Genomic DNA, 26,942 nt, shown 5'->3' on the forward strand with positions numbered 1-26,942 from the left:
TCTAATTTTCTATTCATTTTCCTCATTATATTGGAACACGTCATCTATCGAACAACTAAGTGCTTGGGCAATTTCGAATGCGAGTGCTAGTGAAGGGGTGTATTTCATTTTTTCTATTGAGATAATCGTTTGTCTACTAACCCCAGTTTTCTCCGCTAGTTGCTGCTGCGTCAACTTAGTGCGTGCCCGCCACTCAGGGAGTCGATTCGTCAACTTTTTCGATTGTTTATTTTTTTGCATAACAATCCTCCATTGTTTCCATAACTACGTCCATTGCTTCTTATGGAAATATAAAGCTCCGCCGAAGAAAAATAAAATGAAACTTACGATCAGCGTTACATAAAAAGTAGGTTCATTTTCTAAAAAGCCCGCATTCCCTCCTATGGCAGCCGAGAATGCCTGTGTCATGCTGAGCATTGGATGAGCCCATGGATAAAGCGGACCCATAAACTTTGAATTAGCAATGATAATAGCCGGCAATGTTAACATTACATTGACAGTACTAGGACCCGCAAAACTCCTAAAATATGTTGCCAACCAAAATTGAAGAGCAGCTAACGGAAAGCATGACAGCCACCCCATAAGAGCGCTCATAATAACACCATTCCAAGGAAACGGGGAACTAAATCCTTTTACTGTACCGACAAACCAAACACTGATAATGAAAAAGATCTGAGTCCACAAAAGCATGAACATAACTATTACATATTTAGCCACATATACTTGAATACGCTTTACCGGAAGTGCTAACAACTGCTTCCACCCGCCATAGGCATGCTCGTTACTACATATCAGTGCAGCAAGAACACCCGTCAATAAGGGTAAAAACAACGCACTGTGTGCTAGGATCATTTGAGTGCAAAGTGTGAGCCATTCATTTGTTCCAATTTTAAAAACCGGAAAAAAACCAATAATTGCAGCTAGAACAGGACTAGCTAGGACAATAAACCAGATCTTTGAATGTTTTAACTTCAGCCACTCTGTGTCTAATAATTGAAAGAACAAATTAAGCCACATCCTTTCGTGACAGGGATACCATAATAATTGAGTATAAAAACAGCCCGAAGACCAAACCTTTAATTACTGAAAGGATACTTTCTCCAATCCCCTCTATTAACATTGGCCATTTCCATGGCATCCAATCAGGCAATCCCTGAGCATACATGATAAACACGGCACTTGCAATACCAATTGTTAAAGCAATCCCTTGGTTCCGGTAATTTATGGACAGCCAAAACTGCATAAATACAAAGGGAAGAGCGGCAATAAATGTATAAAAGCTCATTTTCAGTGTGCTCCCTAATGGAAAAGTTTCGTGAAACCCGATCAACTTTCCAAGCAGAAAGGTACCTCCCGCAAGTATTACTGTCGATATTATCAACATGGTAACAATTATAATTACCTTAGACTGATATACTTTCCAATGTGAAATAGGAAGCGAAAATATCTTCTTCCACATCCCACCATGGTGTTCTATACCTGCCAAAAGAGAGTTTACAATTGTAATCTCTAATAGGAGTGCTGAGGGCCAGTAAGAATGAATATTTTCTAATAGAAACATCCATTTATCAGAGCTTTTAGACATAAGATAATCAAATCTCATCGTGTAATTAGCTGCTTGCATCACAACTACTCCAAGAGGGCCTAGGATGACTATGAGCCATGTCAGATTCCTAATTTTCAGTATTTCAGATTTTAGCAATTTAGCGATCACAAGGTCTCTCCCCCTCTAGTCATTTCAAGAAAAATATCTTCAAGTGACTTCGCTTCGTCAGATATTCGAAAGATATCTATCTCATTATGAACAAGTTTTTTAGCAAGTTCTGAAATTTCCTTATCCATTCTTTCTTCAATCATTAGACCACGCTGTGTTTTGATTGCCTCTACTCCTTCTTTTAAAAATACTTTCAACGCCTTATCCGAGTCACTTGTCGAAAATACAATCTTAGTATCAGCCCTTGAACGCAGGGTTGCAATATCGTCCTGAAACAGCATCTCTCCATTGGCAATGATACCTACTTGAGTGGCTACCTGCTCTATCTCCGATAGCAAATGTGAGGAGATCATAACGGTGATACCATATTCAGACGGCAGTTTGAGGATCAGTTTCCGTATTTCAAGAATACCAGCTGGATCAAGTCCATTTGTTGGCTCATCGAGAATTACAAGCTTTGGATTTCCAAGCAGGGCAGCCGCTATTCCAAGGCGCTGCTTCATCCCTAATGAATATTCACCGACTTTCCTGTCTGCCATTTTTGTTAATCTAACCAGCTCGAGAACATCAGTTATATTTTTTTTAGGAATATTCAATATCCTTCTGACAGTCTCTAGATTTTCCTCGCCTGTGAGATGTGGATAATAGGAGGGCGATTCCACAAGTGAACCGACCCTTTGTAAAATTTCAAGCCGATTATTTTTCAATTCCTTCCCAAATATTCTCGTTTCCCCTTTTGACGGATTGATGAGTCCGAGCAACATACGAATTGTCGTCGTTTTTCCTGCCCCATTGGGACCAAGAAATCCATAAATTTCTCCCTCACGAAGTTTCAAATTCAACGATTTAACTACATCTGTTCCTCTATATGTTTTCGTTAAACCATGTGTCTCTACAATATATCGATGTACACCCATATTTAACCATTCCCTTACCCGAATTTTTCACCCATCGTTTTACAAACAAAACATATTCAGAACTTTTTTTTCAAAATGAACAGATAGATGGTTCCAAACAATGTGCTTAGAGCAAACATTAAAACTGTCAACTCTTGGTACACCTGACCACTGATACCCTCACCGATTTCAAAGAAAATACTTAGCAAAATAAGTCCGGCCAGCACATAAAACATAAAGCAGTAAACTCTGAGGAAAATTGCGTTTGAACGTTCATCCTTTCCCATCTGCTTCGAAACTACCCAAATAATTGCAACACACAGGAGAACAATTACCCCTCCTATACTATTTCCGTATTTTGCAATTTCTTCAATACTCATTGTGATCAACCCCCGCAATTAGATATTTCAGTTAAATTGTAACGTTTATTTTACTATTTGTAAAGCCTGCTTTACACACCGAAAAACGCTTCTTGTTTATCAAGAAGCGTTTCAAGAAATCATTTCTTTATAAAATTGGCTATAGAAACTCGAAATTCGCAACAATTCATGATGGCTACCTGATTCAATGATCCTTCCTTTATCTACAACAACAATTAAGTCACAATTCATCACCGTCGTTAACCTATGCGCAATTACTACTCTGGTGCAATTTATACCCGACAGATACGCGTCAATTTTTGACTCATTTAAGTGATCTAACGAACTAGTCGCTTCATCTAAAACTAAAATTGATGGCTTCCCAAGAAGGGCCTTTGCAAGAGCAATTCTTTGCCGTTGTCCACCCGATATGTTCATCCCCATCTCCGACACCATCGTATGATACTGCATTGGCATATTCATAATCTCGTCATGAATTTGAGCTGCCTTCGCAGCTTCAATTACCTGCTCTGGCGTCGCTTCAGGATTATGGAGAGTAATATTATCATAAATGCTTCTATTAAAGAGCATTACGTTTTGCGGCACTGTACCAATTTGACGGCGGAGATGGCCCAGATCAAGTTCATTAATACTAATGCCATCATAATAGATTTCTCCATCAGTCGGACTAAACAACCCGATAATCATGTTGGCTATTGTCGTCTTTCCTGCCCCTGACTGTCCTACAAGAGCAACTTTCTGCCCTTTTTTTATATTGAGGGAAACATCATTTATTACATTCTCACTATATTTAGAATAAGCAAAAGTGACATTCTTCAATTGAATATCACCATTTAGCGTCTTCTTCATCTTGTCTCCTCTTGATTCTGCGGGAGCATCGAGTACATCCCCAACTCTCTTTAAATAAGATGTAGTCAAAATGAAAGAATTGATGGTCTGAACAATATTACCACTTAGCATAAAAAATTGGGTTGAAATTGAATGGAAAGCAACCAACATTCCTAGTGTGATACTGCCTGTAAATACTTGATGTGCCCCAACCCACAAAATGACAAGTGGAGCCATTAATTGTAGTGTACTGCTAGCTGTATTTACATAATTTAATACATTTTCCTTTTTGCGATATGCACACAATAAGTTTTTGAAACGATAAAGCCATCTATCGTAAATCATTTTCTCGACACCAGATGTCTTAACTCCGAAAATACCATATAACATTTCCGTCTGTGCTCCCTGAACTTCGGAGTGCCCTTTAATTTCCATCTGATTCGCTTCCGAAATGTATCTTTGGCTAAGCGCAATCAGCAATACATTAGAAGTGCCTATTAAGAAAACAATAACAGCCAATAATGGCGATTGTATAAGCATATACAGCAAGATCACCAGTATGACAGCAGAATCTAAAAGACCTTTAACAACCTGATTGACAATCTGATCACGGATCACCTTCATACTGTTTGCCCTAAAAAGTAAATCTCCAAAGGAGCGCAATAAAAAGAATTGATATGGCAGTTTGAGTAGGTGTTTGAAAAATCTTGACTGTATATCGTAATCTAATACATTATGAAGGTTAATGAGAATTTTACCTCGTATGAAAGAAAATAAGGAATGGAACAAGATTAGTCCACAGATTCCTATCAAAAATGCATTAAGCAGTTCCCTGTAGTCAGGGACAATAATGCGATCAATTACAAACTGAATTAAAACAGGCATCGCCACTGTAAACAGTTGAAGAAGAAACGTAAGAAACAGAATGGTGCTGAAGATTTTAGGCCGATTCGTTACTAAAAAAGAAAAAGATGTCCAAATATTTTTTCTCTTTCGTTGCTCAAAACCATTACCTGGATACAAAGTAAGCGCATATCCAGAATATTTTTCTGTAAAATCCTTTTCCTTGACCTTCTTTCTCCCAGAACCAGGATCAACGATAATTAAAGTATGTGAGGTAATTTTTTCAAGGATAACGAAATGGTTGTTATCCCAGTAAAGTATAGCGGGCAAAACGAGATTCCTTAATTGTTTAGTATCAGCTTTATAGGTTTTAGTTTCGAATTTTAATTGTTTTGCCATATTCCTCAAATGCAACAAGGTTGTACCATCTCGACCGTTCCCCATCCGCTCACGAAGCTCGTACATTGACAAATCATTTTTATAGTAACTCGCTATCATAGCCATACAACAAAGGGCACATTCTGTCTGTTGCATTTGCTCTATAAACGGAACGCGGCTACGTGTTTGAAAAGGAGACCTCTTCTTCATAAGTTTTCTCCTTTTGGTAACTGCAAAGCAAGTACAGAAGGAATACTCGGATTTTTCAATCTGAGCAGACAATATCCGATTCCCGTTCTCCCTAGCATAAAACCATCCATTTCCGCACGAGGATCCAAGCCATGTACCCAACCATGCACCTTTTTCTGATCCAGTGCAATTTTGGTTAATTCTAATGCCTGTATCATAAACAATTCTTCATTCAACTCTTTGGCAGCTGTCAATAGAATGTCGACATTCCCCATTGTCCCATGGCATAGACAATGGCTTTCTATTCCTCCTTCTGAAATCAGCGTCTTTAAGGCCACGTCAATATCCTCTTTAATATTTTTAGAATTTATAATGTCTTTTAACATTATCCGCGAAAGGGCAATGCCAGGCGCCCCATGACACCAATAGACCCTTTTTCGTTCACTTTTTTTCTTGGTTTCACTTTCGTCCCAATTGCCCGTGCTTCCATTATAAAAAGTACTTTCATATACAAGCAGTTTTTGAGCCTCAATTTGGTATTTCTCTTCCTGAGATACTTCACCAAGCAAACCAAGCGCCCAAGCGTATCCTGCTATTCCATGTGCAAGTCCTGGTTTTCTGGTAGTATCCTCCATCTTAATCATCAGTTGATCTCCAGCCTGTAAAGCCACATTCAAATAGTCATAATCCCTAATTTCGTTAAAGATATTTAGGCAAAGTACAATAAAACCAGCAAGCCCCCCTGAAAAATCAGGGTTTTTCTCTTTTCTTACGATATCACAAACATAATGTAACCTAACCTTTGCTTGTTTAATTAATTCCTGATCATTCCAAAGTAACCCTAAATGAACTAGTCCGTAAATAAGCGCTCCTTCACCGCTAAAAGCCGAAATAGATTCGTTAAGTGGTTTGTTACCAGCTTTACGTATCACAGTTTGAATTGCACCTCGACTCATTTTTTCGTATTCCTGATTGTTTGTTTCTTTGGATAAGTAAGCCAAAAACATTGCATATCCGATTAATCCATCGTACAAATCAGGGCCCTTTACAGATACACTGAGTCCTGCCTTATCATTCAAATTTAATCCTATCCAGTTCACTTCCATGTTTTCCTCAGTTATTGCTCTATCCACTAATAGACGGCCAATTTCAAGAGCTTCTTGAGTAAAAGAACCACTAGATTCTTCCGCCCTTTCTTGAAATGCTAACACTTTTTCTGGGAATCTCCATACTTCCCCTAACATGGATACAAGAGACCATCTCACATATTGTTTTTGCTTTTCAAGGTCAATTCTATTGAGTTGGCTGACCTTTTTAAAAACGGCCTCAAGTCCCGTTTCCGTAAAGAAGTTTGGTATAAGATTTCCATTACTATCATAGAGATCTCTACTGTTTAACTTAAAATAAAAATAAGGAATATCATGTCTTAGCAGATCCTTTGTTTCATACATAACCAATTCTTCAAACTTAGAAGACTGATTAGAAATTTGCCAAAGAATATCAAACAATTGCACTCGATCAAGACCGTTTTGGACATAATCAGGATGTAAACTGTTTTGTAAAAATTCACTGTACACATGAGTTGGACGAAAGACCTGACGGACATGGGCTTTGCCAAATGGTTGTAGAGGCCCATCCTCGCTAATAAACTCATTTTTATGTTTAAGAAACAGACGGTACAGGTCTGTAAATCCATCCTCAAGGTCAGTGATATAATCGGAAGGCGAAAGTGTTTCACCTTCAAGCACTGGTCTATTATGATACTGCCCTGATTTTGCAGGCCCGCGCGTTATTCTAATTTGATCTGTTCCCTCTCCTTCTATCCTTATGCTTTTTATCTTTTCTGATACCTGGTTTTCTATTGCCCCAAGCGCACTCAGATCGAAATCAATAATTGAATGTTCAAGTGACGGAAGTGGAAGCATGAGAGTAGAAAAGACTGAATCGTTTAATTCAACAGCTAATTGACTTTGAAAATTTAGTTTTTTCGTCATTTCAAGATTCTGACTAAAGAGAGTTTCAAGATCTATAGGAACTGGGTATTCACTTTGTGCTATAATATTTTCAGCATGGAAATCAGAGGAACCCAATACATAAAACAAGGCTGTATATACCCCTTGTCGATAATAAAACCGACGTATTTCCTCTTTTAGAATACATTCCTTAAAAGGAACAAATTCCTGCCATCCATATGTTTGACAATCAAGACTTTTAGCTGCTTTGAGCTTGTGCTTCAATCCTCTATCATTCAACCAGTCAAGTAATGATTCAAAACATTTGTATATCAAAATTTGCCGAGGCTTATAAACAAGTTTATCGCCAGATTCAAACTCTAATATTGCTACAGTTCTCCCATTTTGATGAGTATCTCCTAAATCCATTCTTATCCTTTCGAGACGAGTAAATTTACCTTCAAAATTATCTTTAATTTTTTCATAATCACATAAAAAACGTTCTATAAGCTCTTCCGTTATAATTAAATAGTTTTTCGTGCTCTCAGTCATTAAACGAGATAGTACTGGATAGTTCTCAAAAAACTCCATCCTCATTTCAGAGTCCTCATTGAATTGACGCATAAAATATTGAAACCGCTCTTTACTTGTATCCCCTTCCAAGACCTCTATCTTTCTGGCTATATTTACTTCTAGAATTACACACTTCATCACCAAGATATGAAGTCGCGCATAAAGGGCATCTGTAATCGATTGAGTGACCGTTTCAATATTAATTAAATTGCTGGTGACTTTTTTAAAAAGACATTCAATTTGTTTTTTAGCATATATAATAAAAGGGTGAATTAAAGACTGAAAACTGAGGTAATCTAAAGGGGAAGTTTCATATGTATCCATAAGTTCTTCAAAAGTCTCAATCCACTTTAATTTCTTCTTTACAAAAGGTGAATCCTTCTGTTCTATGTGCAACATTAGTTGCTCTCTGGTCAAATGATCCTTTTCGAGCCGCTTCTCGAGCATCTCATGTGGAATTGCATTAGTCCATTCACTCAAACCTTTTAAATGATCTACTGTTGTGATTTTGCGAACTGTCTCTCGTTCATTTAGGTAAGCAGAACGTTTAAACGCCTCAATCATGAAAATCTCTCCATTCCTTTATGTATAAATTCTAAAAATCCGATTACAATAGATAAAGAAACGGCTGGTCGCGCATAAACATGACCAACCGCTCTTTCTTTTTTGTGATCTGTCTCAATGTTATGTAAGAAGAAGGATTGAGCTCCCTACCAATCCTCCCCATACTTATCATTGGTAAGATTAGCAGCTTGATGTACATTTGGTAGAAGGACAAAAAGCTGCTGTGACAAACACTCCGCAAGGCACTGAGGAAGGAGTGGTATGCGGAGTAACATCGGCTGCACCTGCAAGATTTCGCAATTCATCCTCGCTCACTTCACCTACTGGGTTAACGAATCCAAGCTCTGTACGTTTACCAGCATTACGGTAGAGTTCTGCTTTTTCACGATTTGACATAATATCACCTCCTTTCAATTAATAACTGTTGCACATTCCGGTAGTTGGGCAAATAGCTGCTGTGAGACAAGTACCGGGCCCGGGTATGAATGAAGAAAGAGGTTCTTCCTGATTCACATTTTTAGCACCTGCAAGGTTTTTCAATTCTTCCTCGTTGACCTCTTCCACAGGACTCCCGAGCCCTAGCTCGCTATGCTTGTTTTGACATAGCTTCACCTCCTTTTGAGCAGTCTGTTTTCTAAATTAAGAATATTAGGTACGGTTTCACTGTCATATTGCTTTAGTAATCCCATCCCTATACCAGCTAAACCACACATCAAACCCTTTGATTCAGTTCCTCTAGAAACACCATAATTCCACATTCTTTTATCAATTACTTCTAGTAATTGTGATCCTACTGATTGAATATTGACACTTAAGTCATTATTTTGCAGTACTTTGTCAGCGTAAAGAAGAATTTCTAACTGTCCAAAGTCACCATGACAATAGGATCGATTATTGCCAAACCCCTTATCCAAGGTGGTCCTAAGAGAAGCTTTAATCTCCTGATTAAGCAAATGATCGTGGTAACCATTTTCCTTTAACCTAAGTCTTGAAAGAAGAATTCCTGGTGCTCCATGACACCAAGCATATGAAATTTTTTCTCTTCCTGGTGTACGCCAATTTTTTTCCTTTGCATCATAAAATGTCCGTTCATATTCCAATGCTTTTGATATATATGTAAGATACTTTTTGTTTCCCGTTACTTGATAAAGAGAGGAAAACGCAGCTGCGATACCACTGTTACCGTGTGAATATCCAGTCAGCGCTACGCCATTCAACATAGTAGGCCAGCCTAGCCCTCCGTGTCCCATTTCTTTACTATGCTCTATTAAATGATCGCCGCACAAAATAGCTCCTTTTAAAGCATCTAGATTTCCCGTATGATGATAAATACACAGCAGAATATCAAGCGCACCTGTTGAGCCACCGATATAATCAAAAATGGTATCTTGATTAACCATCTCAATATACCCCGGCAAAGCCTCTTCCACCTGTTGATAAAGAGAAATGTCATTCCAAAGACCAGCAATCAGATTAACTGTAAATAGGCTTCCTCCAACACCACTATAAGCTCCTAAACTCCAAGACGGGTTTTGTCCATATTGCTTCATGTCATTAATAATGGGAACCAAAGCCTGCGCTGCTGCCTCTTTAAATCGTGCTTCGCCTGTAAAATGAGCAAGGTACGCCAAAAAAAGAGCTATTCCGCTATTACCATTATAAAAATCAAGACCAACCGGTGAAATATTCCAAGCTAGTTCCCTGCTACCTTCCAGAACCGTACTAACCCAGGTTATATCTTTCTCAATCCCATTTATACCTTCTATCTTAGTTTTCAATAAATAATCCCCTATATCCATTGCGTGCACTAAAAAATCTTTCTTGTCTTTCAATATCCTGTTTTCAAATGGACTAATTTGCTCAACATCAGCATAATGATCCGCATTTGAGGCAAGCATTACCATATTTAATACTTGCAACTGCCCGTATAAGTCCGATTCGCTAAGATTTCGAATTTTGTCCAGAACAAGGTCAAAGGCAGGGCGGGGAAAGAAGTCAGTAATAACCCTTCCGTTCGAAGTCCATAAATGCCGCTCACCAGGTCTGGACGTAAATAAAGGAACGTCATAACGAAGCAATTCTTCCATCTCATCAATAATAACCGACTCAATTTTCGGAACATTCAAACACTTCAACCACAGCCTGTGCAGAAAAACTTTCCGATCAAATTCATCTCTCAACAAATCTGGATGAACTAAACTACGCAAGAATTCTCCGTATATCGCGGTCGGCCTTAAAATTGTTCTAACAGGGACTCTTCTGAATTTTTCAACTTGGGCAATAAGCTGTTCTTTATTCTCTGTCATAAACCTATAAACAGTTTTAAAACCATCTATAATTTCTGGCACATAATCATGAAGATTCACAAACTCACCTTCATAGCTTGGCAGATTAAGACCTGCCTCTAAAAAAGCAATTCCTTTTTTCAAATACGCCTGGTCAGTACCCTTATCGGCAATTTGGGAAATTTGAAAAGGAAGCTGCTGGTTTCCTTTCCCCCCTAGTCCACTTAAGTCAATACCTGAATTATCTTGATCATTCCGCTGATATAACAAATTAGGCAACATGCCGGAAGCCATAATTGATTTGGATAGCATGTGCTCAGCCCTGCCAAGCGCATCCTCTTTATAGTTATCTTCATATATATTTTGGTGAAACAAAGATTCCATATCGATAAAGACTGGATGCTCACCCATTGCGATAATATTTCCATAGTGAAAATCTGTTGCGTTTAACACATACAATAGGGCAAGCTGAGCACCCATTCGTCTATAAAAATCTTTGACCTCCTTGGCCGATCGGCAGGCTGTATAAGGTATAAATTCTGACCATCCATGATCTTCCTTACTGATCACCTTAACATTATAGATAATAGGAGTACTTTTTTCCTGCCGGTTCAACCAGGATACTAGCTCCTGATATTGTTGATCAACGTCAAGAGATCTTGGCTTATAGACTAGCTTTTGACCACTTTCAAACTCTAATATTGAAACACTTTTTCCGCAATTGTGTGTATCTCCCTTGCCAAGATGCAGTTTCTTAACCATTCCGAGATCAGCGAAAACTTCAGTTAAAATTCCCCAATCCTCATCTAGATGCCTGAGAATATTTCTGATAAAATCAACAAAGCTATTCACTGTCCCTATTAGCAGTGCAATAAGGCACTTATACTCGCTAGCTATTGATGTTAAAAAATCACGATCAGCCAATATTTCATTTTCAAAAAAATGATAGCGTTCTTCAGAAGTGGATCCTTTCAGGACTCCCTTCTCTCTGCATACGTTCATTTCAAGTACAAGGGTCTTATTGCACAAAGAATAAATTGTATGTCCTATATGATCTAGAAGATTTTGAAAAAAACTATCTTCTAAAAACAATTGTTGTTTATATATGTGCAAATCTTTTAATTTAGTAAAGGCCAGTTTTATGAATTGTTCGATGAAAGTATTAAATTTTTTTTCCCTTTTAATCCAAGAGGCTGGCAAGTCTTCAAGTTCCCCATTTAAGATTAAATCCCATTCTTTAGACCAGGTGTGGGAATTTACTATACCAGATTCAAGATCCTTACCAGTAAACTTCAATGACACCGCCTGCTTGGTATTTACTCTGGATACAGCATTCAAACTTCTTTCCATATAATCCTTGTTATTGAAAAAGAATTTACTCCAATATTCAATTTGCTGCTTCCGAGCGGCGTCATTTCCAATAATCAACTTATTGGAATTTGATTGATGTTCCTGCGCTAAGTCCATACCTCTTGTTTCACTCCTTACCTTTACCGATTTATATTTATAGGCCGGTAAAAACACCGGCCTTAAATTAAGTTCTACTAATTACAGCTACTTTGACATTCCACAGTAAGAGTGCACCATGCACCTTTATTACCTAACTTGCAACTGATATCATACCAAGCACACCCGCCCGCTAGCATTTCCATTTCATTGTCTGATAGCTCTTCCATCAGATCACCAGCTGGATTTACTACTTGACTATTCATTCGTAAAGCAGGGTTTTTCCATGTTTCAATAATTGACATTTTCATTCACCTCTTAATTTTTTTGGGAGCTTGACTTTATCTTAACACTTTTTTAGGCATTATGGATTAATTTGGTTTATATGGGTGTAATTCATGTATAAACAGCCGATTTTCTACAAAATTCTGCCCTATATATTAAAATATCCGAAATTAAATTTACATATATTATCTTTTTTTGTATAATTGGGTTGAAACACAACATGAAAATTGTAGGAGTGTTGGGATGAATCTGATAAACCAGTTAATAGGAGGTCTATTAGAAACATTTTTAATCATCACGATTGGAACATCTCTAGTGAATTTCGACTGTAAAAGGAAGTTCCTTCCGCTACTTCTTATAAGCTTTTATGGAAGCACCGTTTTATTTTTGGCAAAAAACGTTTTTCCCCCGCCAATATATTTATTCATAGTAATTTGGGCAATCGGTTTTTTAGTGTCATTCTTATTCAAACTAAAAATCTCATTATCAATGATAGGTATTTCACTAGGTTCAGTTTGTTTACTTGTAGCTGAAGTCATTGGTTTTTCAATATTAAAATCTATCCAACCATTTTTCAGTGTAAATCTAAATGAGGCACCAGTTCTTGCTATCGCCCTGCCTCACCTTATCATTCTTACGTTTATATTATGGCTGTTTCGAAAATATAAGATAAGTCTAATCATTCTAAAGAAACAGACTAAGAGATTACGTAAACAATTATTATTAATTTCAATTCTTTCATTCTCCATACTGTTTCTCTACTACATCGTTATATATAAAAATAAGAAAGTTGACGAATACATTAATTTATTTTGGGGAGTAGCACTTGTAACATTGACCATGTTTATTTTTTTTATGATTAGAGGTATCTTTCTACAAAACCTCCGGGATGCAGAGGATTATTTGGAAGAACAATATGAAGAGTTGGGTAAGTACATTCACTTTATTCAAAAGCATAACCATGATCATATGCATCATCTTATTACCATCAAGCAAATGCTTGAAAAAGGTTACTCCAAAGAAAGTTATCAGTACCTCAGCGACGTGTTAAATGATTCTGCTCAAATAAGTGATATTCTCCCTGTGCATTCAGTGGCAATTAGTGGATTACTTCTTTCTTATAAAGACAAGGGATTAAAAGAAAATATACATATTCAATACAAAATCAGTGATAGTTTAAGAGATTTTCCGTGCAAATTATTTGAAACAAACAGAATATTAGGGAATCTAATTACAAATGCAATAGATGCTGTTAAAGAAATAGAGGAACTCCCGAAACGGGCAGTATATGTGCATATTAATGCAACTGAGAATTACTATAGAATTGATGTTTCAAATTTTGGAGATATTGGACGGTTTTCAGAGGTTATCGAAAGGATTTTTGAAGAAGGATTCTCCACGAAAGACAAAGTAGGTAGAGGTTATGGTCTTCATATTGTAAAGTCAGTTGTTGAGAAATATAATGGTTTCATTTTTACAGAAATCATTGATCGAATGATCATTTTCAAAGTCAGGATACCAAAGGAGGCAAACTATGTTTGATCTAACACCTCATAATCTAGCGCAAAAAATAACAAAAAAAATTATGCATTTTAACCCTGAGTTTCGCAGACTGCAAGATAACATACGCTATGGTTTAGAATGGATGCTTGCTACTGTCAATCAAGTATTTATAGTTATTATATTAGCAGGATTTTTTGACTATTTAGCGCAAGCTTTAATTGTTTTAGCCACAGGTGGATTATTTAGAATGATATCTGGGGGAAGCCATTTTAAAAACTATAATTTATGTTTAATTTTCAGCACCCTGCAAATCTTGTTTATAACATACATATCAATAGAGTTTGAATCATATTTCACCTTCTGGACTAAGCCTGTGTTAAAAATTTTATTAGTCTTTTCATTTTTTATCACATTTAAAAATTCTCCAAAGCTTCAAAAAAAGAAACATTTATTTACTCCTGAACATAAGAAGAACCTCAAAATTGGTTCAATTGGCATTTTTTCGTGTCTCCTGTTAATCAGCCTTATGGGAGATGACCAGCATAAATACGGCATATGGATGGCACTTATCCTACAAAGCATCACTTTGACTAATACATGGGATAAAATCCTCTTATCACTTGATAAGAGATTTTAAATAAATGGTTAAAGGAGTAAGGAATATGTTGAAATGCATCAGTTATATAATTGGCTTGACCGCTTTGTTTTTCAATTCGCTTACAACAGCAAGCAGTTGTTTCTGGTTTGCTTATGAACCTGAATTACCCCAAAATCAAAAGAGTGATGAACATTGACCGTCAGAATATGTGTTATTGATGATGATCAAGAGATACTAGATTTCTTTAAGAAGATTTCAAATGAGATCAGTCAAGCGAGATTTGATCTAATAACTAGCAAGATAAGTGATCTAATCTCACATCTAGAATCTACGCAAGAAGTAGATCTAGTCATCATTGATGTTAATATGCCTCAAAATAATGGATTCGATGTGGCCGAGTATATAAATATGCATTATCCCTTTACCAGTATTATTTTCATGAGTTATCTTCCGGATTATGCGTTAGATGGATATAAGTATTATCCAATGGATTTTATGGTAAAACCTGTTAACCTTTTAAGACTAAAATCGACAGTAAGTTTGGTTAACAATCATAAAAGCAAGCGAAAAAAAAAGATCAGCATTAGCTCAAATGGTAAAATTCACCTCATAGATATAGAATCCATTCTTTATATTGAAAAAGTCGGAAGAAAATCATGCATCAACCTTGAAAATGGAAGGATTATTGAATGTAACCAAGGTTTGACCATTCTTGAGGAAATGTTAAAAGACAGCAACTTTTTTAGAAGCCACCAGTCATTTCTTGTCCCATTGGACAAAATTGAAGAGGTTATCCAAGACACCTATATGAAATCTTACAATTTAAAAATTAAAGACTGTCAAAAGACTATAAACGTAAGTCGCAGTAAATATCGCGAACTAAAAGAACAACTCACCTATATTTTTTAGAGATATTAGGCATCTTTAACAAATTGAATGGGAGTATTCTAACTGAAGAAGTAGAGAGTCAACCAAGAAAAAAGTGCCAAATCCCTAGGTTAGGATTTGGCACTTCCCAGATGAAATCAACGGTAAAACCCTTGATATACCAAGGGTTTTCGCCGTTTGATTACATCATTCCACCCATACCGCCCATGCCGCCCATGTCAGGCATTCCTGCACCGCCGGCATTTTCTTCCGGCTTGTCAGCAACAACAGCTTCAGTTGTTAAGAACATTGCAGCTACAGATGCGGCGTTTTGAAGAGCTGAGCGAGTTACTTTTGTCGGGTCAACGATACCTTTTTCGATCATGTTTACCCATTCGCCTGTTGCAGCGTTGTAACCTACGCCGATGTCTTCGTTTTTCAGGCGCTCAACGATGACAGAGCCTTCAAGGCCTGCGTTGTGTGCGATTTGACGAATCGGCTCTTCAAGCGCGCGGAGCACGATGTTGATACCTGTTTGCGCGTCGCCTTCAGCTTGAACGGCAGCCACTTTGTTATATACGTTGACAAGCGCTGTACCGCCGCCGGATACGATACCTTCTTCAACTGCTGCGCGAGTTGAGTTGAGGGCGTCTTCGATGCGAAGTTTACGCTCTTTCAATTCAGTTTCAGTCGCAGCGCCGACTTTGATGACAGCTACGCCGCCAGCCAGTTTCGCAAGACGTTCTTGTAATTTTTCTTTATCGAACTCAGAAGTTGTTTCTTCTACTTGAGCGCGGATTTGGTTTACGCGGGCAGCGATTTTTTCTGTATCGCCGGCGCCTTCTACGATAGTTGTGTTTTCTTTTGTTACGACAACTTTAGAAGCGCGGCCCAATTGTCCGATTTCAGTAGATTTCAGGTCAAGACCAAGATCTTCTGTGATCACTTCTCCGCCTGTAAGGACAGAAATGTCTTCAAGCATTGCTTTACGGCGGTCACCGAAGCCAGGAGCTTTAACGGCAACTGCGTTGAATGTGCCGCGAAGTTTGTTGACAACGAGTGTAGCAAGAGCTTCACCTTCAACATCCTCAGCAATCAGAAGCAAAGGTTTGCCTTGCTGTACAACTTGCTCAAGCACAGGAAGGATTTCTTGGATGTTTGTGATTTTTTTATCTGTGATTAAGATGTAAGGATTGTCAAGAACCGCTTCCATTTTATCAGAATCAGTCACCATGTAAGGAGATGCATATCCGCGGTCGAATTGCATACCTTCAACAACTTCAAGCTCAGTTGTGAAGCCTTTAGACTCTTCGATTGTGATAACGCCGTCGTTTCCTACGCGCTCCATTGCTTCAGCGATAAGGCTTCCGACTTCCTCATCAGCAGCAGAGATCGCAGCAACCTGAGCGATAGACTCTTTGCCTTCGATCGGTTTAGAAATTTCTTTTAGGTTTTCGATAGCAACTGTAACGGCTTTTTCCATACCTTTACGCACGCCGACAGGGTTAGCTCCTGCTGTTACGTTTTTAAGGCCTTCGCGGATCATCGCTTGCGCAAGAACCGTCGCAGTTGTTGTACCGTCACCGGCAACGTCGTTTGTTTTGCTGGCTACTTCAGCTACAAGCTTAGCACCCATGTTTTCAAACGCGTCTTCAAGTTCGATTTCTTTTGCGATTGTCACACCGTCATTTGTAATTAACGGAGAACCAAATTTTTTCTCCAGAACCACGTTGCGTCCTTTTGGCCCTAAAGTTACTTTTACAGCGTCAGCAAGCGCATCGACACCGCGAAGCATAGCGCGGCGCGCTTCTTCACTAAACTTAATATCTTTTGCCATGTTAACGAAACCTCCTCAAATTTTTAAAAATATTTATCTACTTAGCCAATAACAGCTAAAATGTCGCTTTCACGTAAGATTAAGTATTCAGTACCTTCGTATTTCACTTCAGTACCGGCGTATTTTGAGAAGATAATGCGGTCGCCCTCTTTTACTTCTAAAGCAACGCGCTCTCCGCTTTCTAACACGCGACCTGAACCGGCTGCCACGATTTTGCCTTCTTGCGGCTTTTCTTTTGCAGAATCCGGTAATACGATTCCGCTGGCAGTTTTTTCTTCAGATTCTACGAGTTCAATGACAACGCGATCACCTAATGGCTTTAACAATGTAATAACCTCCTCAATAGTATGAATATGTAATTTTAGCACTCAGCTCTAAAGAGTGCTAACACAATTATTATAATAAAGAATCTCACTTCCAATTTCAAGTCATAAGAATAAAAAATTTTCACGCTTACATGATTCTTATTTTCACGGGATTTTCTCGTTTTTTCACCTCAAGTTCAGTTGTGTTACAATAATATCAGACAAGTTGATTTTATAGGGTAAAGGAGTACATATCATTTGAGAAAACAGTATTGGTATATCATTTTGACATATGTTCTCATGCAGGCTTCTGTAATAATCGGAATTCCTTTAATGTACAAATTCGGCTATGCAGGCGGACAGCCGACAGAAGAAAATCTCGTTCAGGCTCAAGGGATTTATTCTGTGGCAAGCTTTTTTATCTGCCTGATCATCGTTCTATTGATTTTGAGAACCGTGCCGAAGCAACCATTGAGAAACGGAAAAAAAGCATCGGCCGGCATGTCCGTCCTCTGGGCTGTTGCCGGAGTCTGGCTCGCTTTATTTGCTCAAGGAATCGCGGGTTTAATTGAACAATACGTCTTTCACGTAAACAGCGGCTCCGAAAACACTCAAGCCATTCTCAGAATCATTAAAGCCATGCCGCTCATGATTATCGTTTCTTCTATTGTAGGGCCGATCCTTGAAGAAATCATTTTCAGGAAGATCATCTTCGGAGTACTGTATGAAAAAACGAATTTCTTTATCGCCGGGCTGATCAGCTCCGTGATTTTCGGCATTGTTCACCAAGATCTCACGCATCTGCTGCTTTACACAGCCATGGGCTTTACCTTTGCGTTTTTATACGTGCAGACGAAACGGATTCTTGTGCCGATGTTCGCCCATGTCATGATGAATACCATCGTCGTGGTCATGCAGCTCGGACCAGCCCAAAAATACATTGAACAGCACAGTGAACAAATGCAATTAATTATTGGAGGATTGTTTTTATGAGGAACCCAATGACTTGGGGCTTGATCTATTTTATCGTCGGCTGTATCTTCACATATCTGGCCGCAAGCTCGCCGGGCAGCATGTGGTCTTTTTATTCCATTCTGCTGATGGTTTTCGCCGCTTATAATATCAGTATTTCTTTCAAAATGTTTGCTTTTTCGCTTAAGGTAAAGAAAAATCAAAAATAAAGAAAAGCCATTTCTCGTTATATGAGAAATGGCTTTTTTATTATGCTGATATGTCACGGTCAGACTCGCGGCTGGCTGTCTGCTTTTTCCGATACGCCGCTTTGGATATGAGGATACTGATCTCATATAATATGCAAAGCGGAATGGTGATCATCAAATGGGACAGCAGCTCAGGCGGCGCGATCAGCGCGGCGATCACAAGCAAAACAAAGTACGCGTACTTTCGGATTTTCGATAAAAACATCGGTGTCACAATACCGAGCCTTGTTAAAAACATGAGAAGAACCGGCATTTGAAACAGCAGCCCAAACGGAATGGTCAGCTGCAGAAGAAAATGAAAGTACTCGGTGATGCCGATAACCTGATTCACATCCAAGTCATTCGAAACCCGCTTCATAAAATCAACGACCAGCGGAAATAAAATATAATAAGAAAACGACACTCCCGCAACAAACAGCACGATCGCGATCGGGATATAGCTGAGTGTTACTTTGCGCTCCTTTTCATACAGTCCGGGACTGACAAACGCCCAAATCTGATAAAGAATGACCGGCGAAGTCAAAATGATGCCGATAATAAACGCAAACTGCAAAAAGATATACAGCGGATCTGTCAGCTTAAAAGCATTAAGAGTAAGCTCCTTCACTTCATCGGCTTTTTGAAGATACACAATGATAGGCTTTGCCAGAAAAAAGCCGGCGGCAAAGAAAACCGCAAAGGATAACGCAACAATTAGCAATCGTTTCCGAAGTTCGGCAATATGCTCCACAAGCGACATTTGATTCACTCTCATACGTGTCATCCTAACTTACTGATCTTCTTTCTTTTTTTCCTCTTCTTCACCGGCTAATCCTTTAGTAGCATTCTTAAATTCACGAAGCGTGTCCCCCGCTGCTTTTCCTAATTCGGGAAGCTTCTTCGGGCCGAAAATAATGACTGCCACTACCCCTATTACTGCCAGGCTTCCTGGACCGATCATGTGCGCTCCTCCTTTCGTTATTCGATCTCTTCTAACACAGAATAATGCTTTAAGAAATAAACCAATGATTGAAGTTCAACAGCTAAATCTATATGATGAATTCGAATGTGATCCGGCACATTCAAACGGGCCGGCGTAAAATTGAGGATTCCCTTTATCCCAAGCGCCACAAGACGGTCAGTGATCGACTGGGCGGCAACTGCCGGTACAGTAAGAATCGCCACGGGTTCATCCTTAATATGGAGCTCTAAATCATCCAGGTTATAGACAGGCACACCGCCTACCTCAGTTCCTATTTTACTCTGATTCACATCAAAAGCCATAGAAATTTTCGTGTTATTATTTTTTGTGAAATTATAGTGAAGAAAAGCCGTCCCTAAATTCCCGACACCGATCAAAATGACGTTTGTCGTTTCATCCTGATCGAGGGTTTTTCTGAAAAATGACAGCAGGTAATCCACATTATATCCATATCCTTTTTTGCCAAGCGCTCCGAAATAGGAAAAATCCCTGCGGATCGTGGCCGAATCGACTTTTACCGCGTCACTGAGCTCAGCCGAGGAAACGCGCTGCTTTCCTGACGCGTGCAAATTCTTTAAAAAGCGATAATAAAGCGGCAGCCGTTTTGCTGTCGCCTGTGGAATTTTTGATTGATCCTTATTCATTATTGGTCCTCCACTTTATACTCAGATGCATCTCTTTTAAAATCACCGTTTTTCCCGCCTGTTTTTTCAAGCAGACAGGTAGGGCCGATGACCATCCCCTTATCCAGCGCCTTGCACATGTCATAGACGGTCAAAGCGCACACTGATGCGGAAGTTAGCGCTTCCATTTCCACACCTGTACTCCCTTTCGTTTTTACGCTTGCCTGTATATGAAGAATGGCTTCGGTTTCTTTTTCTTCCCAGCCGAATGAAATATCGACGCCGCTTAAAGAAAGCGGATGGCACATCGGAATAATCGCTGACGTTTGCTTTGCAGCCATGATTCCTGCCACCTGTGCGACAGCCAGCACGTCTCCTTTGCCGATCTCGCGGTTTTTGATTCTGCTGTACACTTCATGCTTCATGTGTACGCTTGAAACAGCAGCCGCAGTACGAACTGTTGAAGATTTATCGCTTATATCCACCATGCGGGCACGGCCCTCTTCATTAAAATGAGAAAATCCATTCATATTAAACTCTCCTTACTTCTGATCATACACTATTTTCTCCCTGATGTCTTATCCTATAATGTTCCAATTCTGATGTATTGTTTGCTGACAGCAGGTTGATAAGCTACACTTAACTTATTATAACAGAGGTGAAATAATATGATGATCTTACAAATTAATCAGCTTTCCAAATCTTTTGGCGCTGATCCTATTTTAAACAATATAAAGCTTGAAGTCAGATCTCGGGATCGCATCGCCATTGTAGGCAGAAACGGAGCCGGCAAATCAACTCTTCTTAAAATTATCGCAGGTCACCTTTCATATGAAAAGGGAGAATTAATCAAACCGAAAGAATTAACGATGGGATACCTTGCCCAGCACACAGGCTTGGAATCTCAGCTTACCATAAAAGAAGAATTGCTGAGTGTTTTTGATTTCCTGAAAGCAATGGAGAAGGAAATGCGCTCCATTGAAGAAAAAATGGCAACGGCTGACACGGCTGAACTTGAGGGCCTGATGAAAACCTACGACAGGCTTCAGCAGGATTTTAAGGATAAAGGCGGCTACCAATATGAAGCGGATGTCCGGTCAGTCCTTCACGGCCTCGGCTTCGGCAAATTTGACGATTCGGCGAAAGTTCAGAGCCTGAGCGGCGGCCAGAAAACAAGGCTTGCCCTCGGGAAGCTGCTGTTAACCCAGCCGGACCTTCTCATTTTGGATGAACCGACAAACCATCTCGACATCGACACGCTCACTTGGCTTGAGCATTATTTACAGGGATACTCCGGGGCTATTCTGATCGTCTCCCATGACCGGTACTTCCTTGATAAAGTCGTCAGCCAAGTGTACGAGGTCTCAAGAACCGAAAGCAAAAAATACTTCGGCAACTACAGCGCCTATTTAGAGCAAAAAGCCGAGCAATACGAGAAAGATAGAAAATTATATGAAAAACAGCAAGACGAAATCGCCAAGCTCCAAGATTTTGTCGACCGCAACCTGGCCAGAGCATCTACCACGAAAAGAGCGCAAAGCAGAAGAAAACAGCTTGAACGAATGGATGTCATGGCAAAGCCGCTTGGTGATGAAAAATCCGCCTCTTTCCGGTTCGAGATAACAAAACAGAGCGGAAACGATGTCCTGCGCGTGCAAGATGTCTCCATCAGCTATGACGGCCAGCCGCCGCTTTTGAAAAATTTGACGTTCGGCATTACACGAGGCGAAAGCGCCGCCCTTGTCGGTCCTAACGGAATCGGCAAATCAACCTTGCTGAAAACGATTATGAAAACACTCGGACCAGACTCCGGGACGATCACCTGCGGGTCCAATGTCAGCATCGGCTACTATGATCAGGAGCAAGCCGAACTGACATCGTCGAAACGCGTGCTGGACGAGCTGTGGGATGAATATCCGGACATGCCGGAAAAAGAAATCAGAACCTGCCTCGGCAACTTTTTATTCAGCGGGGATGATGTACTGAAACCGGTCCGCTCCTTAAGCGGCGGTGAAAAAGCCAGAGTCGCGCTTGCCAAGCTGATGCTGCAAAAAGCGAACTTTCTCATCCTTGATGAACCGACCAACCATCTTGATTTAGACAGTAAAGAGGTGCTGGAGAACGCGCTGATCGATTATCCCGGCACTCTGTTATTTGTGTCACATGACCGGTATTTTATTAACAGAATCGCCACAAGAGTGCTGGAGCTGTCGTTCGATCATGTAGAAGAATACCTTGGAGACTATGATTACTATACGGAGAAAAAAGCCCAGCAGCTCGAATTAGAAGAAATGAAGCGTCAAGAAGAGAAAAACGCGCAGCCTTCAGGCAACGTAAAACAGGAAACAAAAAGAACATATGAGGAAGAAAAAGAATGGAAGAAGAAAGAACGGCAGCGGGTGAGACGCATCGAAGAAATCGAAGCGGCCGTGTCATCCATTGAAGACAGCATCAGCCGCAATGAAGAATTGCTTTGTGACCCTGACGTGTATCAGGATCATGAAAAAGTGCAGTCCATTCATGCAGAAAACGAGACATTAAACAATGAGCTCGAGCGTTTATTAGCAGAGTGGGAAGAACTGTCCACAGAATAACAGAAAAAGTCAAGCACCTCTTTTCAGGGGTGCTTTTTTATCCACAGCCTCTCTCCTTATCAATCATTAAAGTAAGCGCTTTATACACAATATCCACAAAATTTTCTGACTTTATCCACTTTACTAACAACTTACAACCCCTTTCCCCGCCTGTATTTCTAAACATATTCACAATGTTGTGGATATGTTTAGAATTGTCTGTTAATAAGTTTTAAAAAAGCCTCACGTTTTACAACGTGAGACGATCAAAAGAAGCTAATTCCAGTCCGGGCTGCCCATTCATATCATATGAGCCCCGAATTCCTTTTTCAAAAGCAATGGTGCCCGCGGCCGCGATCATGGCTGCATTATCCGTGCATAAAGAAAGCGGCGGAATCACCAGCTCCGGATCTCCTTGATGGCTGAATTCTGTTTGCAGCGCGGCTCTCAGTCCTTTGTTCGCAGCTACGCCTCCCGCAAGCAGAACTTGTTTGACTCCGTATTCTTTCGCAGCCTTAGACGTTTTTGCCGTTAATACGTCAATGACGCTCTGCTGAAAACTTGCTGCTAGGTCCTCCTGAGGGATGATCTCTCCTTTTTGCGAGGCATTATGGAGCGTGTTGATCACAGCTGATTTCAGTCCGCTGAAGCTGAAATGATAGGAGCCTTCTTCCAGCCAAGCGCGCGGGAGCCGAATGGAAGCTGTTCCGGTCTCAGCGAGCTTATCTATTTGCGGCCCGCCCGGATATGGAAGCCCCATGGTTCTTGCCACTTTATCATAAGCTTCACCTGCGGCATCATCCAGCGTTTCTCCGATAACTTCAAATGAGCCGTGCTCTTTCATGTAAACCAATTCCGTATGTCCGCCTGACACAACTAAAGCAAGCGCCGGGAATTGAAGCTCTGTTATCAGCCTGTTCGCATAAATGTGGCCCGCGATATGATGGACGCCGACTAAGGGGATTTGATGAGCAAAGCTTAATGCCTTTGCCGCATTCACACCGATTAAAAGTGCTCCGACAAGGCCGGGTCCCTCCGTCACGGCAATCGCATCAAGCTCTGAGAACCCAAGCTCCGCTTTTAACAAAGCTTCCTCAACCACAAGCGTAATCTGCTCCACATGATGTCTTGACGCAATTTCAGGAACCACGCCTCCAAATCGCTTATGGCTTTCAATTTGAGAAGCGACAACGTTTGAAATTATCTCTTTTCCATTTTTGACGACCGAGGCCGCTGTTTCATCACAGCTTGTTTCGATTCCTAATACATAGATATCTTTTTTTTCACTCATGTAATGTCACCCACATTAATAACGCATCTTCCCCGTTATCTGTATAGTATTGTTTTCTGATTCCGCCAGCCTGAAGGCCGAATTTTTTATATAAGGATTGGGCGGGATGATTTGAGACCCTTACTTCGAGAGAAAGCCTTCTTGCCTTTTTTTCTCTGCACAATTCAACAGCAGAGCGAAAAAGCTCTTCTCCTAAAGATTGACCGCGGTATTCAGGCTTAATGGCTATGTTTGTAATTTGCGCGTCATCTATAATGATCCAAATGCCGCAATACCCCGCCAAGCACCCGTCCTTTTCAATCACAAGATAATGGGCATACGGATTTTCCAAAAGTTCATGGTAAAACGAATCCTTCGTCCAAGGAGAAGTAAAGGAAGCTGTTTCAATCTCATATATTTGATCAATATCTTCCGGCCGCATACTTCTGATTGCCGCTTTTGTTTTCATCCCTATCACCCTATTTTTGAGATTCAATCCATTTCGCCTCAGCCTCGGCCAGACGCAAATAATCCGGAACAAGTCGGTGGACATCCTCTTCTTCTTTTTCCATGCCTAAAAACGCGAGTTCTGAAGGCCGCGGATTATGCTGCGCAGCCGTTCCCATCACTGCCTGAGATTTTAATCCCTCGATAATGGTTTCTTCGTGAATGCCTGTATCATGTCCTAAAAATAAAACAGGAGACCTTTTTTCCCGCAGCATACCGAGCCAGTCAGTCAGCAAGACGTTTTGATCAGGCAAAACGGATTGTAAACAGCCGTCCTGATATTCATAGAGCCCTGTATAAACTTGTCCGCGCCGTGCATCAAATAACGGGCAGATCAAACCTTGAAAATGCCGGCCATTAGCCGCCAGCGCCTCCAGGCTTGATACAGCGGCAATCGGAAGTTTCAGTGACCAGGCCAGAGTTTTAGCAAGCGTTACACCGATTCTGACACCTGTATAGGAGCCAGGCCCCTTCGCCACTACAATTTTAGAAAGGTCTTGCGGTTTTAAGCCGCAATCAGCCAGCAATGAATCGACAGCCGGCAGCGCCCGCACTGAATGATTCTTTTTTAAATATGTAATATACTCCGCCATTACCGTTTTCTCATGAACAAGCGCGGCACCCAGCGTGTAATTAGACGTATCAATTGCCAGTATTGTCATGTTTATTTATCTCCTCACAAAACGTTTCATACCGTTTTCCACAAGCCGTAAAGGTAATGTCTCTTTCCTCATCTCCGGCTCTTTTTATTACAATTTGCATCCGTTCTGCCGGCAGCTGCTCCTGAATTAAATGAGCCCATTCAATTAAACAGACCCCTTGCCCTTCAAAATATTCTTCAAGCCCCAAATCCTCGTTTTCATCCTCCATACGATAGACATCCATATGGTATAAAGGAAGCGAGCCGTCATGATATTCTTTAATGATTGTAAAAGTAGGGCTGTTTACAACTCTCGTGATCCCTAATCCTTCGGCAAATCCCTTTGTGAAAGTTGTTTTCCCCGCTCCCAAATCACCTTCAAGTGTCAGAACGTCCCCCGGCTTTGCAAAGGAAGCAGCCAGCTTCGCAACGGCTTTCGTTTCTTCGGGATTCTTAGTTCTCCATTGTAATGTCTTCAAAGTGAGTCACCCGTCTTATTTAAAATGATTGTATCCTTTTTTCTCAAGGACGATTCGTTTTTGATCTTCGGTCTTCATTAAGACATTTGCTTCTTTCCGCTCATAAACCGTTCCAACCTGCTTGATGGGAACACCTGATGCTTTACAGCGGTCAAGCAGCCATGTCCACTCCTTCTGAGAAACCGTCCCAGCCAATTCAAAATCCTCTCCGCCGAATAATGCCCATTCCTTCCATTTAGAATGTGCCTTACGTAACTCAGGATGAACCGGAAGAAGATTTTCTTCAATTTCTATAGTAACTGAACTTGCCTCAGCGATTTCATTCAGTTCACTGGCTAAACCGTCACTGATGTCGTTCAATGCCGCACGCTGAAGCTGAGAGCAGAAACGGCCGACCTGAACCCTTGGAACAGGACGTTTATGTTTTTGTATAAAATAATCTCTCTCACTGCACGCAGAAGGCTCCGTTTCACGCAATAGAAGGGCAAGGCCTGCAGCAGATGAACCTATATCTCCGGTGACAAAAACAACATCACCCGGTCTTGCTGAGCTTCGCAGACAAGCCAGACCCTTTTCAACCTCTCCAATAACGGTAACGGTAATGACCGCTTTATCAGAGGCAGAAACCGTATCTCCCCCGATCAAATCCATCCGATATAGTTTCGCCAGTTCTGTCATCCCTTCATACATGGCCTGAACTTCTGGTGCCTGCCAGCAAGCAGGAACCGCAAGAGATACCAAATAAAACTTAGGAATGCCGCCCATTGCCGCAATATCACTGATGTTAACAGCAAGTGCCTTGTAACCGATATCTCCAGGAGAGGAATACTCTAATTTAAAATGAACATCCTCCACCATTGTATCAAGGCAAACAATTTGCTGAAAATGTGGTGAAGCAGTATAAACCGCACCATCATCACCGATCCCTACATCGACGGAAGTGTGATGAAGCGTATGAGGTGTAATGCTGTGAATCAAATCAAATTCATCCATGTTTCCCCCGTCTACCTTTCTGCCGCTCTTGTGAGATATAGCTGTTTCTAGTGTATCGGATTATGTTTCAATATCCAAGACTTAAACGATATAAAGAAAGCTTGGTTTCATACCAAGCCATTAGCATTTAAAAGAAAACACAAAAAAAAACGAAAACATGATCGTTTCGTTTACAATGAAAATGGCGGTCCGGACGGGACTCGAACCCGCGACCTCCTGCGTGACAGGCAGGC

General features: G+C 40.3%; 29 protein-coding genes. 7 read left to right on the forward strand and 22 right to left on the reverse strand.

Annotated features, from left to right (window positions below):
• Positions 1-9 precede the first annotated feature (9 nt).
• From KY305_RS15750 to KY305_RS15800, 11 genes are all read right to left on the reverse strand, one after another.
• On the reverse strand, positions 10-213 hold the full coding sequence (locus tag KY305_RS15750) for a helix-turn-helix transcriptional regulator (protein WP_043858253.1): 204 nt from the start codon (positions 211-213) through the stop codon (positions 10-12).
• A 51-nt stretch (positions 214-264) separates the two neighbouring features.
• A complete protein-coding gene (locus KY305_RS15755) occupies positions 265-1,005 on the reverse strand; it encodes an ABC transporter permease (protein ID WP_223063350.1) in 741 nt (246 codons plus the stop codon).
• 1 nt (position 1,006) lies between these two features.
• Positions 1,007-1,714, reverse strand: a complete 708-nt coding sequence (locus KY305_RS15760) for an ABC transporter permease (RefSeq protein ID WP_223063351.1) — start codon at positions 1,712-1,714, stop codon at positions 1,007-1,009.
• Positions 1,711-2,631 carry an ABC transporter ATP-binding protein gene (locus tag KY305_RS15765; protein WP_223063352.1) on the reverse strand — a complete coding sequence of 307 codons (921 nt, stop codon included), beginning with the start codon at positions 2,629-2,631 and terminating at the stop codon, positions 1,711-1,713. Before KY305_RS15765 ends, KY305_RS15760 begins: the two co-directional genes overlap by 4 nt.
• Positions 2,632-2,687: 56 nt before the next feature.
• Complete coding sequence (locus tag KY305_RS15770; protein WP_043858024.1) at positions 2,688-2,990, reverse strand: hypothetical protein; 303 nt, start codon at positions 2,988-2,990, stop codon at positions 2,688-2,690.
• Positions 2,991-3,101: 111 nt separating this feature from the next.
• Complete coding sequence (locus KY305_RS15775; RefSeq protein WP_223063353.1) at positions 3,102-5,249, reverse strand: peptidase domain-containing ABC transporter; 2,148 nt, start codon at positions 5,247-5,249, stop codon at positions 3,102-3,104.
• Positions 5,246-8,317 carry a type 2 lanthipeptide synthetase LanM family protein gene (locus KY305_RS15780; protein ID WP_223063354.1) on the reverse strand — a complete coding sequence of 1,024 codons (3,072 nt, stop codon included), beginning with the start codon at positions 8,315-8,317 and terminating at the stop codon, positions 5,246-5,248. The genes KY305_RS15775 and KY305_RS15780 overlap by 4 nt, the downstream gene beginning before the upstream one ends.
• Positions 8,318-8,497: 180 nt before the next feature.
• Positions 8,498-8,713 (reverse strand): class II lanthipeptide, LchA2/BrtA2 family, encoded by a 216-nt coding sequence (locus tag KY305_RS15785; protein ID WP_223063355.1) that lies wholly within the window; start codon positions 8,711-8,713, stop codon positions 8,498-8,500.
• A gap of 18 nt (positions 8,714-8,731) precedes the next feature.
• A complete protein-coding gene (locus KY305_RS20385) occupies positions 8,732-8,929 on the reverse strand; it encodes a class II lanthipeptide, LchA2/BrtA2 family (RefSeq protein ID WP_396021540.1) in 198 nt (65 codons plus the stop codon).
• Positions 8,926-12,069, reverse strand: a complete 3,144-nt coding sequence (locus tag KY305_RS15795) for a type 2 lanthipeptide synthetase LanM family protein (protein WP_223063357.1) — start codon at positions 12,067-12,069, stop codon at positions 8,926-8,928. Before KY305_RS15795 ends, KY305_RS20385 begins: the two co-directional genes overlap by 4 nt.
• 77 nt (positions 12,070-12,146) lie before the next feature.
• Positions 12,147-12,353: a plantaricin C family lantibiotic gene (locus tag KY305_RS15800; RefSeq protein WP_223063358.1), complete on the reverse strand. Its 207-nt coding sequence runs from the start codon at positions 12,351-12,353 to the stop codon at positions 12,147-12,149.
• A gap of 223 nt (positions 12,354-12,576) precedes the next feature.
• On the opposite strand from KY305_RS15800, the gene KY305_RS15805 reads away from it, so the two are divergent.
• Genes KY305_RS15805 through KY305_RS15820 form a run of 4 tightly spaced genes read left to right on the forward strand, consistent with a single transcriptional unit; the run spans position 12,577 to position 15,343 of the window.
• A complete protein-coding gene (locus KY305_RS15805) occupies positions 12,577-13,875 on the forward strand; it encodes a sensor histidine kinase (protein WP_223063359.1) in 1,299 nt (432 codons plus the stop codon).
• A complete protein-coding gene (locus KY305_RS15810) occupies positions 13,868-14,473 on the forward strand; it encodes an accessory gene regulator ArgB-like protein (RefSeq protein WP_223063360.1) in 606 nt (201 codons plus the stop codon). The genes KY305_RS15805 and KY305_RS15810 overlap by 8 nt, the downstream gene beginning before the upstream one ends.
• A 25-nt stretch (positions 14,474-14,498) precedes the next feature.
• On the forward strand, positions 14,499-14,630 hold the full coding sequence (locus tag KY305_RS20390; RefSeq protein WP_157673321.1) for an AgrD family cyclic lactone autoinducer peptide: 132 nt from the start codon (positions 14,499-14,501) through the stop codon (positions 14,628-14,630).
• Positions 14,627-15,343: a LytR/AlgR family response regulator transcription factor gene (locus tag KY305_RS15820; protein WP_223063361.1), complete on the forward strand. Its 717-nt coding sequence runs from the start codon at positions 14,627-14,629 to the stop codon at positions 15,341-15,343. The genes KY305_RS20390 and KY305_RS15820 overlap by 4 nt, the downstream gene beginning before the upstream one ends.
• A 160-nt stretch (positions 15,344-15,503) precedes the next feature.
• Here the strand turns inward: KY305_RS15820 and groL are convergent, their stop codons facing one another.
• A complete protein-coding gene (gene groL, locus KY305_RS15825; RefSeq protein WP_223063362.1) occupies positions 15,504-17,138 on the reverse strand; it encodes a chaperonin GroEL in 1,635 nt (544 codons plus the stop codon).
• 41 nt (positions 17,139-17,179) lie between these two features.
• The gene (gene groES, locus KY305_RS15830) at positions 17,180-17,464 is read right to left on the reverse strand and encodes a co-chaperone GroES (RefSeq protein WP_003155970.1); all 285 of its coding nucleotides are present in this window, start codon (positions 17,462-17,464) and stop codon (positions 17,180-17,182) included.
• Positions 17,465-17,701: 237 nt separating this feature from the next.
• Here groES and KY305_RS15835 point away from each other — a divergent pair, with 237 nt between their 5' ends.
• Positions 17,702-18,436, forward strand: coding sequence for a CPBP family intramembrane glutamic endopeptidase (locus KY305_RS15835; protein ID WP_223063363.1), 735 nt, complete (start codon positions 17,702-17,704; stop codon positions 18,434-18,436).
• The gene (locus tag KY305_RS15840) at positions 18,433-18,624 is read left to right on the forward strand and encodes a YdiK family protein (protein WP_214800588.1); all 192 of its coding nucleotides are present in this window, start codon (positions 18,433-18,435) and stop codon (positions 18,622-18,624) included. The genes KY305_RS15835 and KY305_RS15840 overlap by 4 nt, the downstream gene beginning before the upstream one ends.
• A 40-nt stretch (positions 18,625-18,664) precedes the next feature.
• Here KY305_RS15840 and tatC read toward each other — a convergent pair whose 3' ends face one another.
• Genes tatC through moaC form a run of 4 tightly spaced genes read right to left on the reverse strand, consistent with a single transcriptional unit; the run spans position 18,665 to position 20,777 of the window.
• Positions 18,665-19,426 (reverse strand): twin-arginine translocase subunit TatC, encoded by a 762-nt coding sequence (gene tatC / locus KY305_RS15845; protein ID WP_214800589.1) that lies wholly within the window; start codon positions 19,424-19,426, stop codon positions 18,665-18,667.
• A gap of 6 nt (positions 19,427-19,432) precedes the next feature.
• A complete protein-coding gene (locus KY305_RS15850) occupies positions 19,433-19,603 on the reverse strand; it encodes a twin-arginine translocase TatA/TatE family subunit (protein ID WP_061528211.1) in 171 nt (56 codons plus the stop codon).
• A gap of 17 nt (positions 19,604-19,620) precedes the next feature.
• A complete protein-coding gene (locus KY305_RS15855) occupies positions 19,621-20,268 on the reverse strand; it encodes a redox-sensing transcriptional repressor Rex (protein ID WP_214800590.1) in 648 nt (215 codons plus the stop codon).
• Complete coding sequence (gene moaC / locus KY305_RS15860; RefSeq protein WP_061520153.1) at positions 20,268-20,777, reverse strand: cyclic pyranopterin monophosphate synthase MoaC; 510 nt, start codon at positions 20,775-20,777, stop codon at positions 20,268-20,270. The genes KY305_RS15855 and moaC overlap by 1 nt, the downstream gene beginning before the upstream one ends.
• 138 nt (positions 20,778-20,915) lie before the next feature.
• On the opposite strand from moaC, the gene KY305_RS15865 reads away from it, so the two are divergent.
• Entirely contained in the window at positions 20,916-22,841 is a 1,926-nt protein-coding gene (locus tag KY305_RS15865) for an ABC-F family ATP-binding cassette domain-containing protein (protein WP_223063364.1), read from the forward strand.
• Between the two features lie 229 nt (positions 22,842-23,070).
• Here KY305_RS15865 and tsaD read toward each other — a convergent pair whose 3' ends face one another.
• The 5 genes from tsaD to thiL are packed head-to-tail and all read right to left on the reverse strand — an operon-like array spanning position 23,071 to position 26,709.
• Positions 23,071-24,111: a tRNA (adenosine(37)-N6)-threonylcarbamoyltransferase complex transferase subunit TsaD gene (gene tsaD, locus KY305_RS15870; protein WP_223063365.1), complete on the reverse strand. Its 1,041-nt coding sequence runs from the start codon at positions 24,109-24,111 to the stop codon at positions 23,071-23,073.
• On the reverse strand, positions 24,104-24,559 hold the full coding sequence (gene rimI, locus KY305_RS15875) for a ribosomal protein S18-alanine N-acetyltransferase (RefSeq protein WP_223063366.1): 456 nt from the start codon (positions 24,557-24,559) through the stop codon (positions 24,104-24,106). The genes tsaD and rimI overlap by 8 nt, the downstream gene beginning before the upstream one ends.
• A 10-nt stretch (positions 24,560-24,569) precedes the next feature.
• Positions 24,570-25,259 carry a tRNA (adenosine(37)-N6)-threonylcarbamoyltransferase complex dimerization subunit type 1 TsaB gene (tsaB, locus tag KY305_RS15880; protein WP_223063367.1) on the reverse strand — a complete coding sequence of 230 codons (690 nt, stop codon included), beginning with the start codon at positions 25,257-25,259 and terminating at the stop codon, positions 24,570-24,572.
• A complete protein-coding gene (gene tsaE, locus KY305_RS15885) occupies positions 25,240-25,716 on the reverse strand; it encodes a tRNA (adenosine(37)-N6)-threonylcarbamoyltransferase complex ATPase subunit type 1 TsaE (protein ID WP_223063368.1) in 477 nt (158 codons plus the stop codon). The genes tsaB and tsaE overlap by 20 nt, the downstream gene beginning before the upstream one ends.
• A 15-nt stretch (positions 25,717-25,731) precedes the next feature.
• Positions 25,732-26,709: a thiamine-phosphate kinase gene (thiL, locus tag KY305_RS15890; protein WP_223063369.1), complete on the reverse strand. Its 978-nt coding sequence runs from the start codon at positions 26,707-26,709 to the stop codon at positions 25,732-25,734.
• Positions 26,710-26,942 lie beyond the last annotated feature (233 nt).

Origin of the sequence: Bacillus sp. YC2 (assembly GCF_019891195.1) — a bacterium.
In the GTDB taxonomy this organism is placed as follows: Bacteria; Bacillota; Bacilli; order Bacillales; family Bacillaceae; genus Bacillus.

Excerpts from the sequence above, each read along its gene's own strand:
- KY305_RS15805 (WP_223063359.1), top strand. The coding sequence starts at position 12,577 with ATGAATCTGATAAACCAGTTAATAGGAGGTCTATTAGAAACATTTTTA.
- KY305_RS15795 (WP_223063357.1), bottom strand. The coding sequence starts at position 12,069 with ATGGACTTAGCGCAGGAACATCAATCAAATTCCAATAAGTTGATTATT.
- KY305_RS15855 (WP_214800590.1), bottom strand. The coding sequence starts at position 20,268 with ATGAATAAGGATCAATCAAAAATTCCACAGGCGACAGCAAAACGGCTG.
- KY305_RS15840 (WP_214800588.1), top strand. The coding sequence starts at position 18,433 with ATGAGGAACCCAATGACTTGGGGCTTGATCTATTTTATCGTCGGCTGT.
- KY305_RS15765 (WP_223063352.1), bottom strand. The coding sequence starts at position 2,631 with ATGGGTGTACATCGATATATTGTAGAGACACATGGTTTAACGAAAACA.
- KY305_RS15780 (WP_223063354.1), bottom strand. The coding sequence starts at position 8,317 with ATGATTGAGGCGTTTAAACGTTCTGCTTACCTAAATGAACGAGAGACA.
- KY305_RS15770 (WP_043858024.1), bottom strand. The coding sequence starts at position 2,990 with ATGAGTATTGAAGAAATTGCAAAATACGGAAATAGTATAGGAGGGGTA.
- KY305_RS15775 (WP_223063353.1), bottom strand. The coding sequence starts at position 5,249 with ATGAAGAAGAGGTCTCCTTTTCAAACACGTAGCCGCGTTCCGTTTATA.
- KY305_RS15810 (WP_223063360.1), top strand. The coding sequence starts at position 13,868 with ATGTTTGATCTAACACCTCATAATCTAGCGCAAAAAATAACAAAAAAA.
- thiL (WP_223063369.1), bottom strand. The coding sequence starts at position 26,709 with ATGGATGAATTTGATTTGATTCACAGCATTACACCTCATACGCTTCAT.
- rimI (WP_223063366.1), bottom strand. The coding sequence starts at position 24,559 with ATGAAAACAAAAGCGGCAATCAGAAGTATGCGGCCGGAAGATATTGAT.
- tsaB (WP_223063367.1), bottom strand. The coding sequence starts at position 25,259 with ATGACAATACTGGCAATTGATACGTCTAATTACACGCTGGGTGCCGCG.
- KY305_RS15850 (WP_061528211.1), bottom strand. The coding sequence starts at position 19,603 with ATGATCGGTCCAGGAAGCCTGGCAGTAATAGGGGTAGTGGCAGTCATT.
- KY305_RS20390 (WP_157673321.1), top strand. The coding sequence starts at position 14,499 with ATGTTGAAATGCATCAGTTATATAATTGGCTTGACCGCTTTGTTTTTC.
- tsaD (WP_223063365.1), bottom strand. The coding sequence starts at position 24,111 with ATGAGTGAAAAAAAAGATATCTATGTATTAGGAATCGAAACAAGCTGT.
- tatC (WP_214800589.1), bottom strand. The coding sequence starts at position 19,426 with ATGACACGTATGAGAGTGAATCAAATGTCGCTTGTGGAGCATATTGCC.
- moaC (WP_061520153.1), bottom strand. The coding sequence starts at position 20,777 with ATGAATGGATTTTCTCATTTTAATGAAGAGGGCCGTGCCCGCATGGTG.
- KY305_RS15865 (WP_223063364.1), top strand. The coding sequence starts at position 20,916 with ATGATGATCTTACAAATTAATCAGCTTTCCAAATCTTTTGGCGCTGAT.
- KY305_RS15785 (WP_223063355.1), bottom strand. The coding sequence starts at position 8,713 with ATGTCAAATCGTGAAAAAGCAGAACTCTACCGTAATGCTGGTAAACGT.
- KY305_RS15800 (WP_223063358.1), bottom strand. The coding sequence starts at position 12,353 with ATGTCAATTATTGAAACATGGAAAAACCCTGCTTTACGAATGAATAGT.
- groL (WP_223063362.1), bottom strand. The coding sequence starts at position 17,138 with ATGGCAAAAGATATTAAGTTTAGTGAAGAAGCGCGCCGCGCTATGCTT.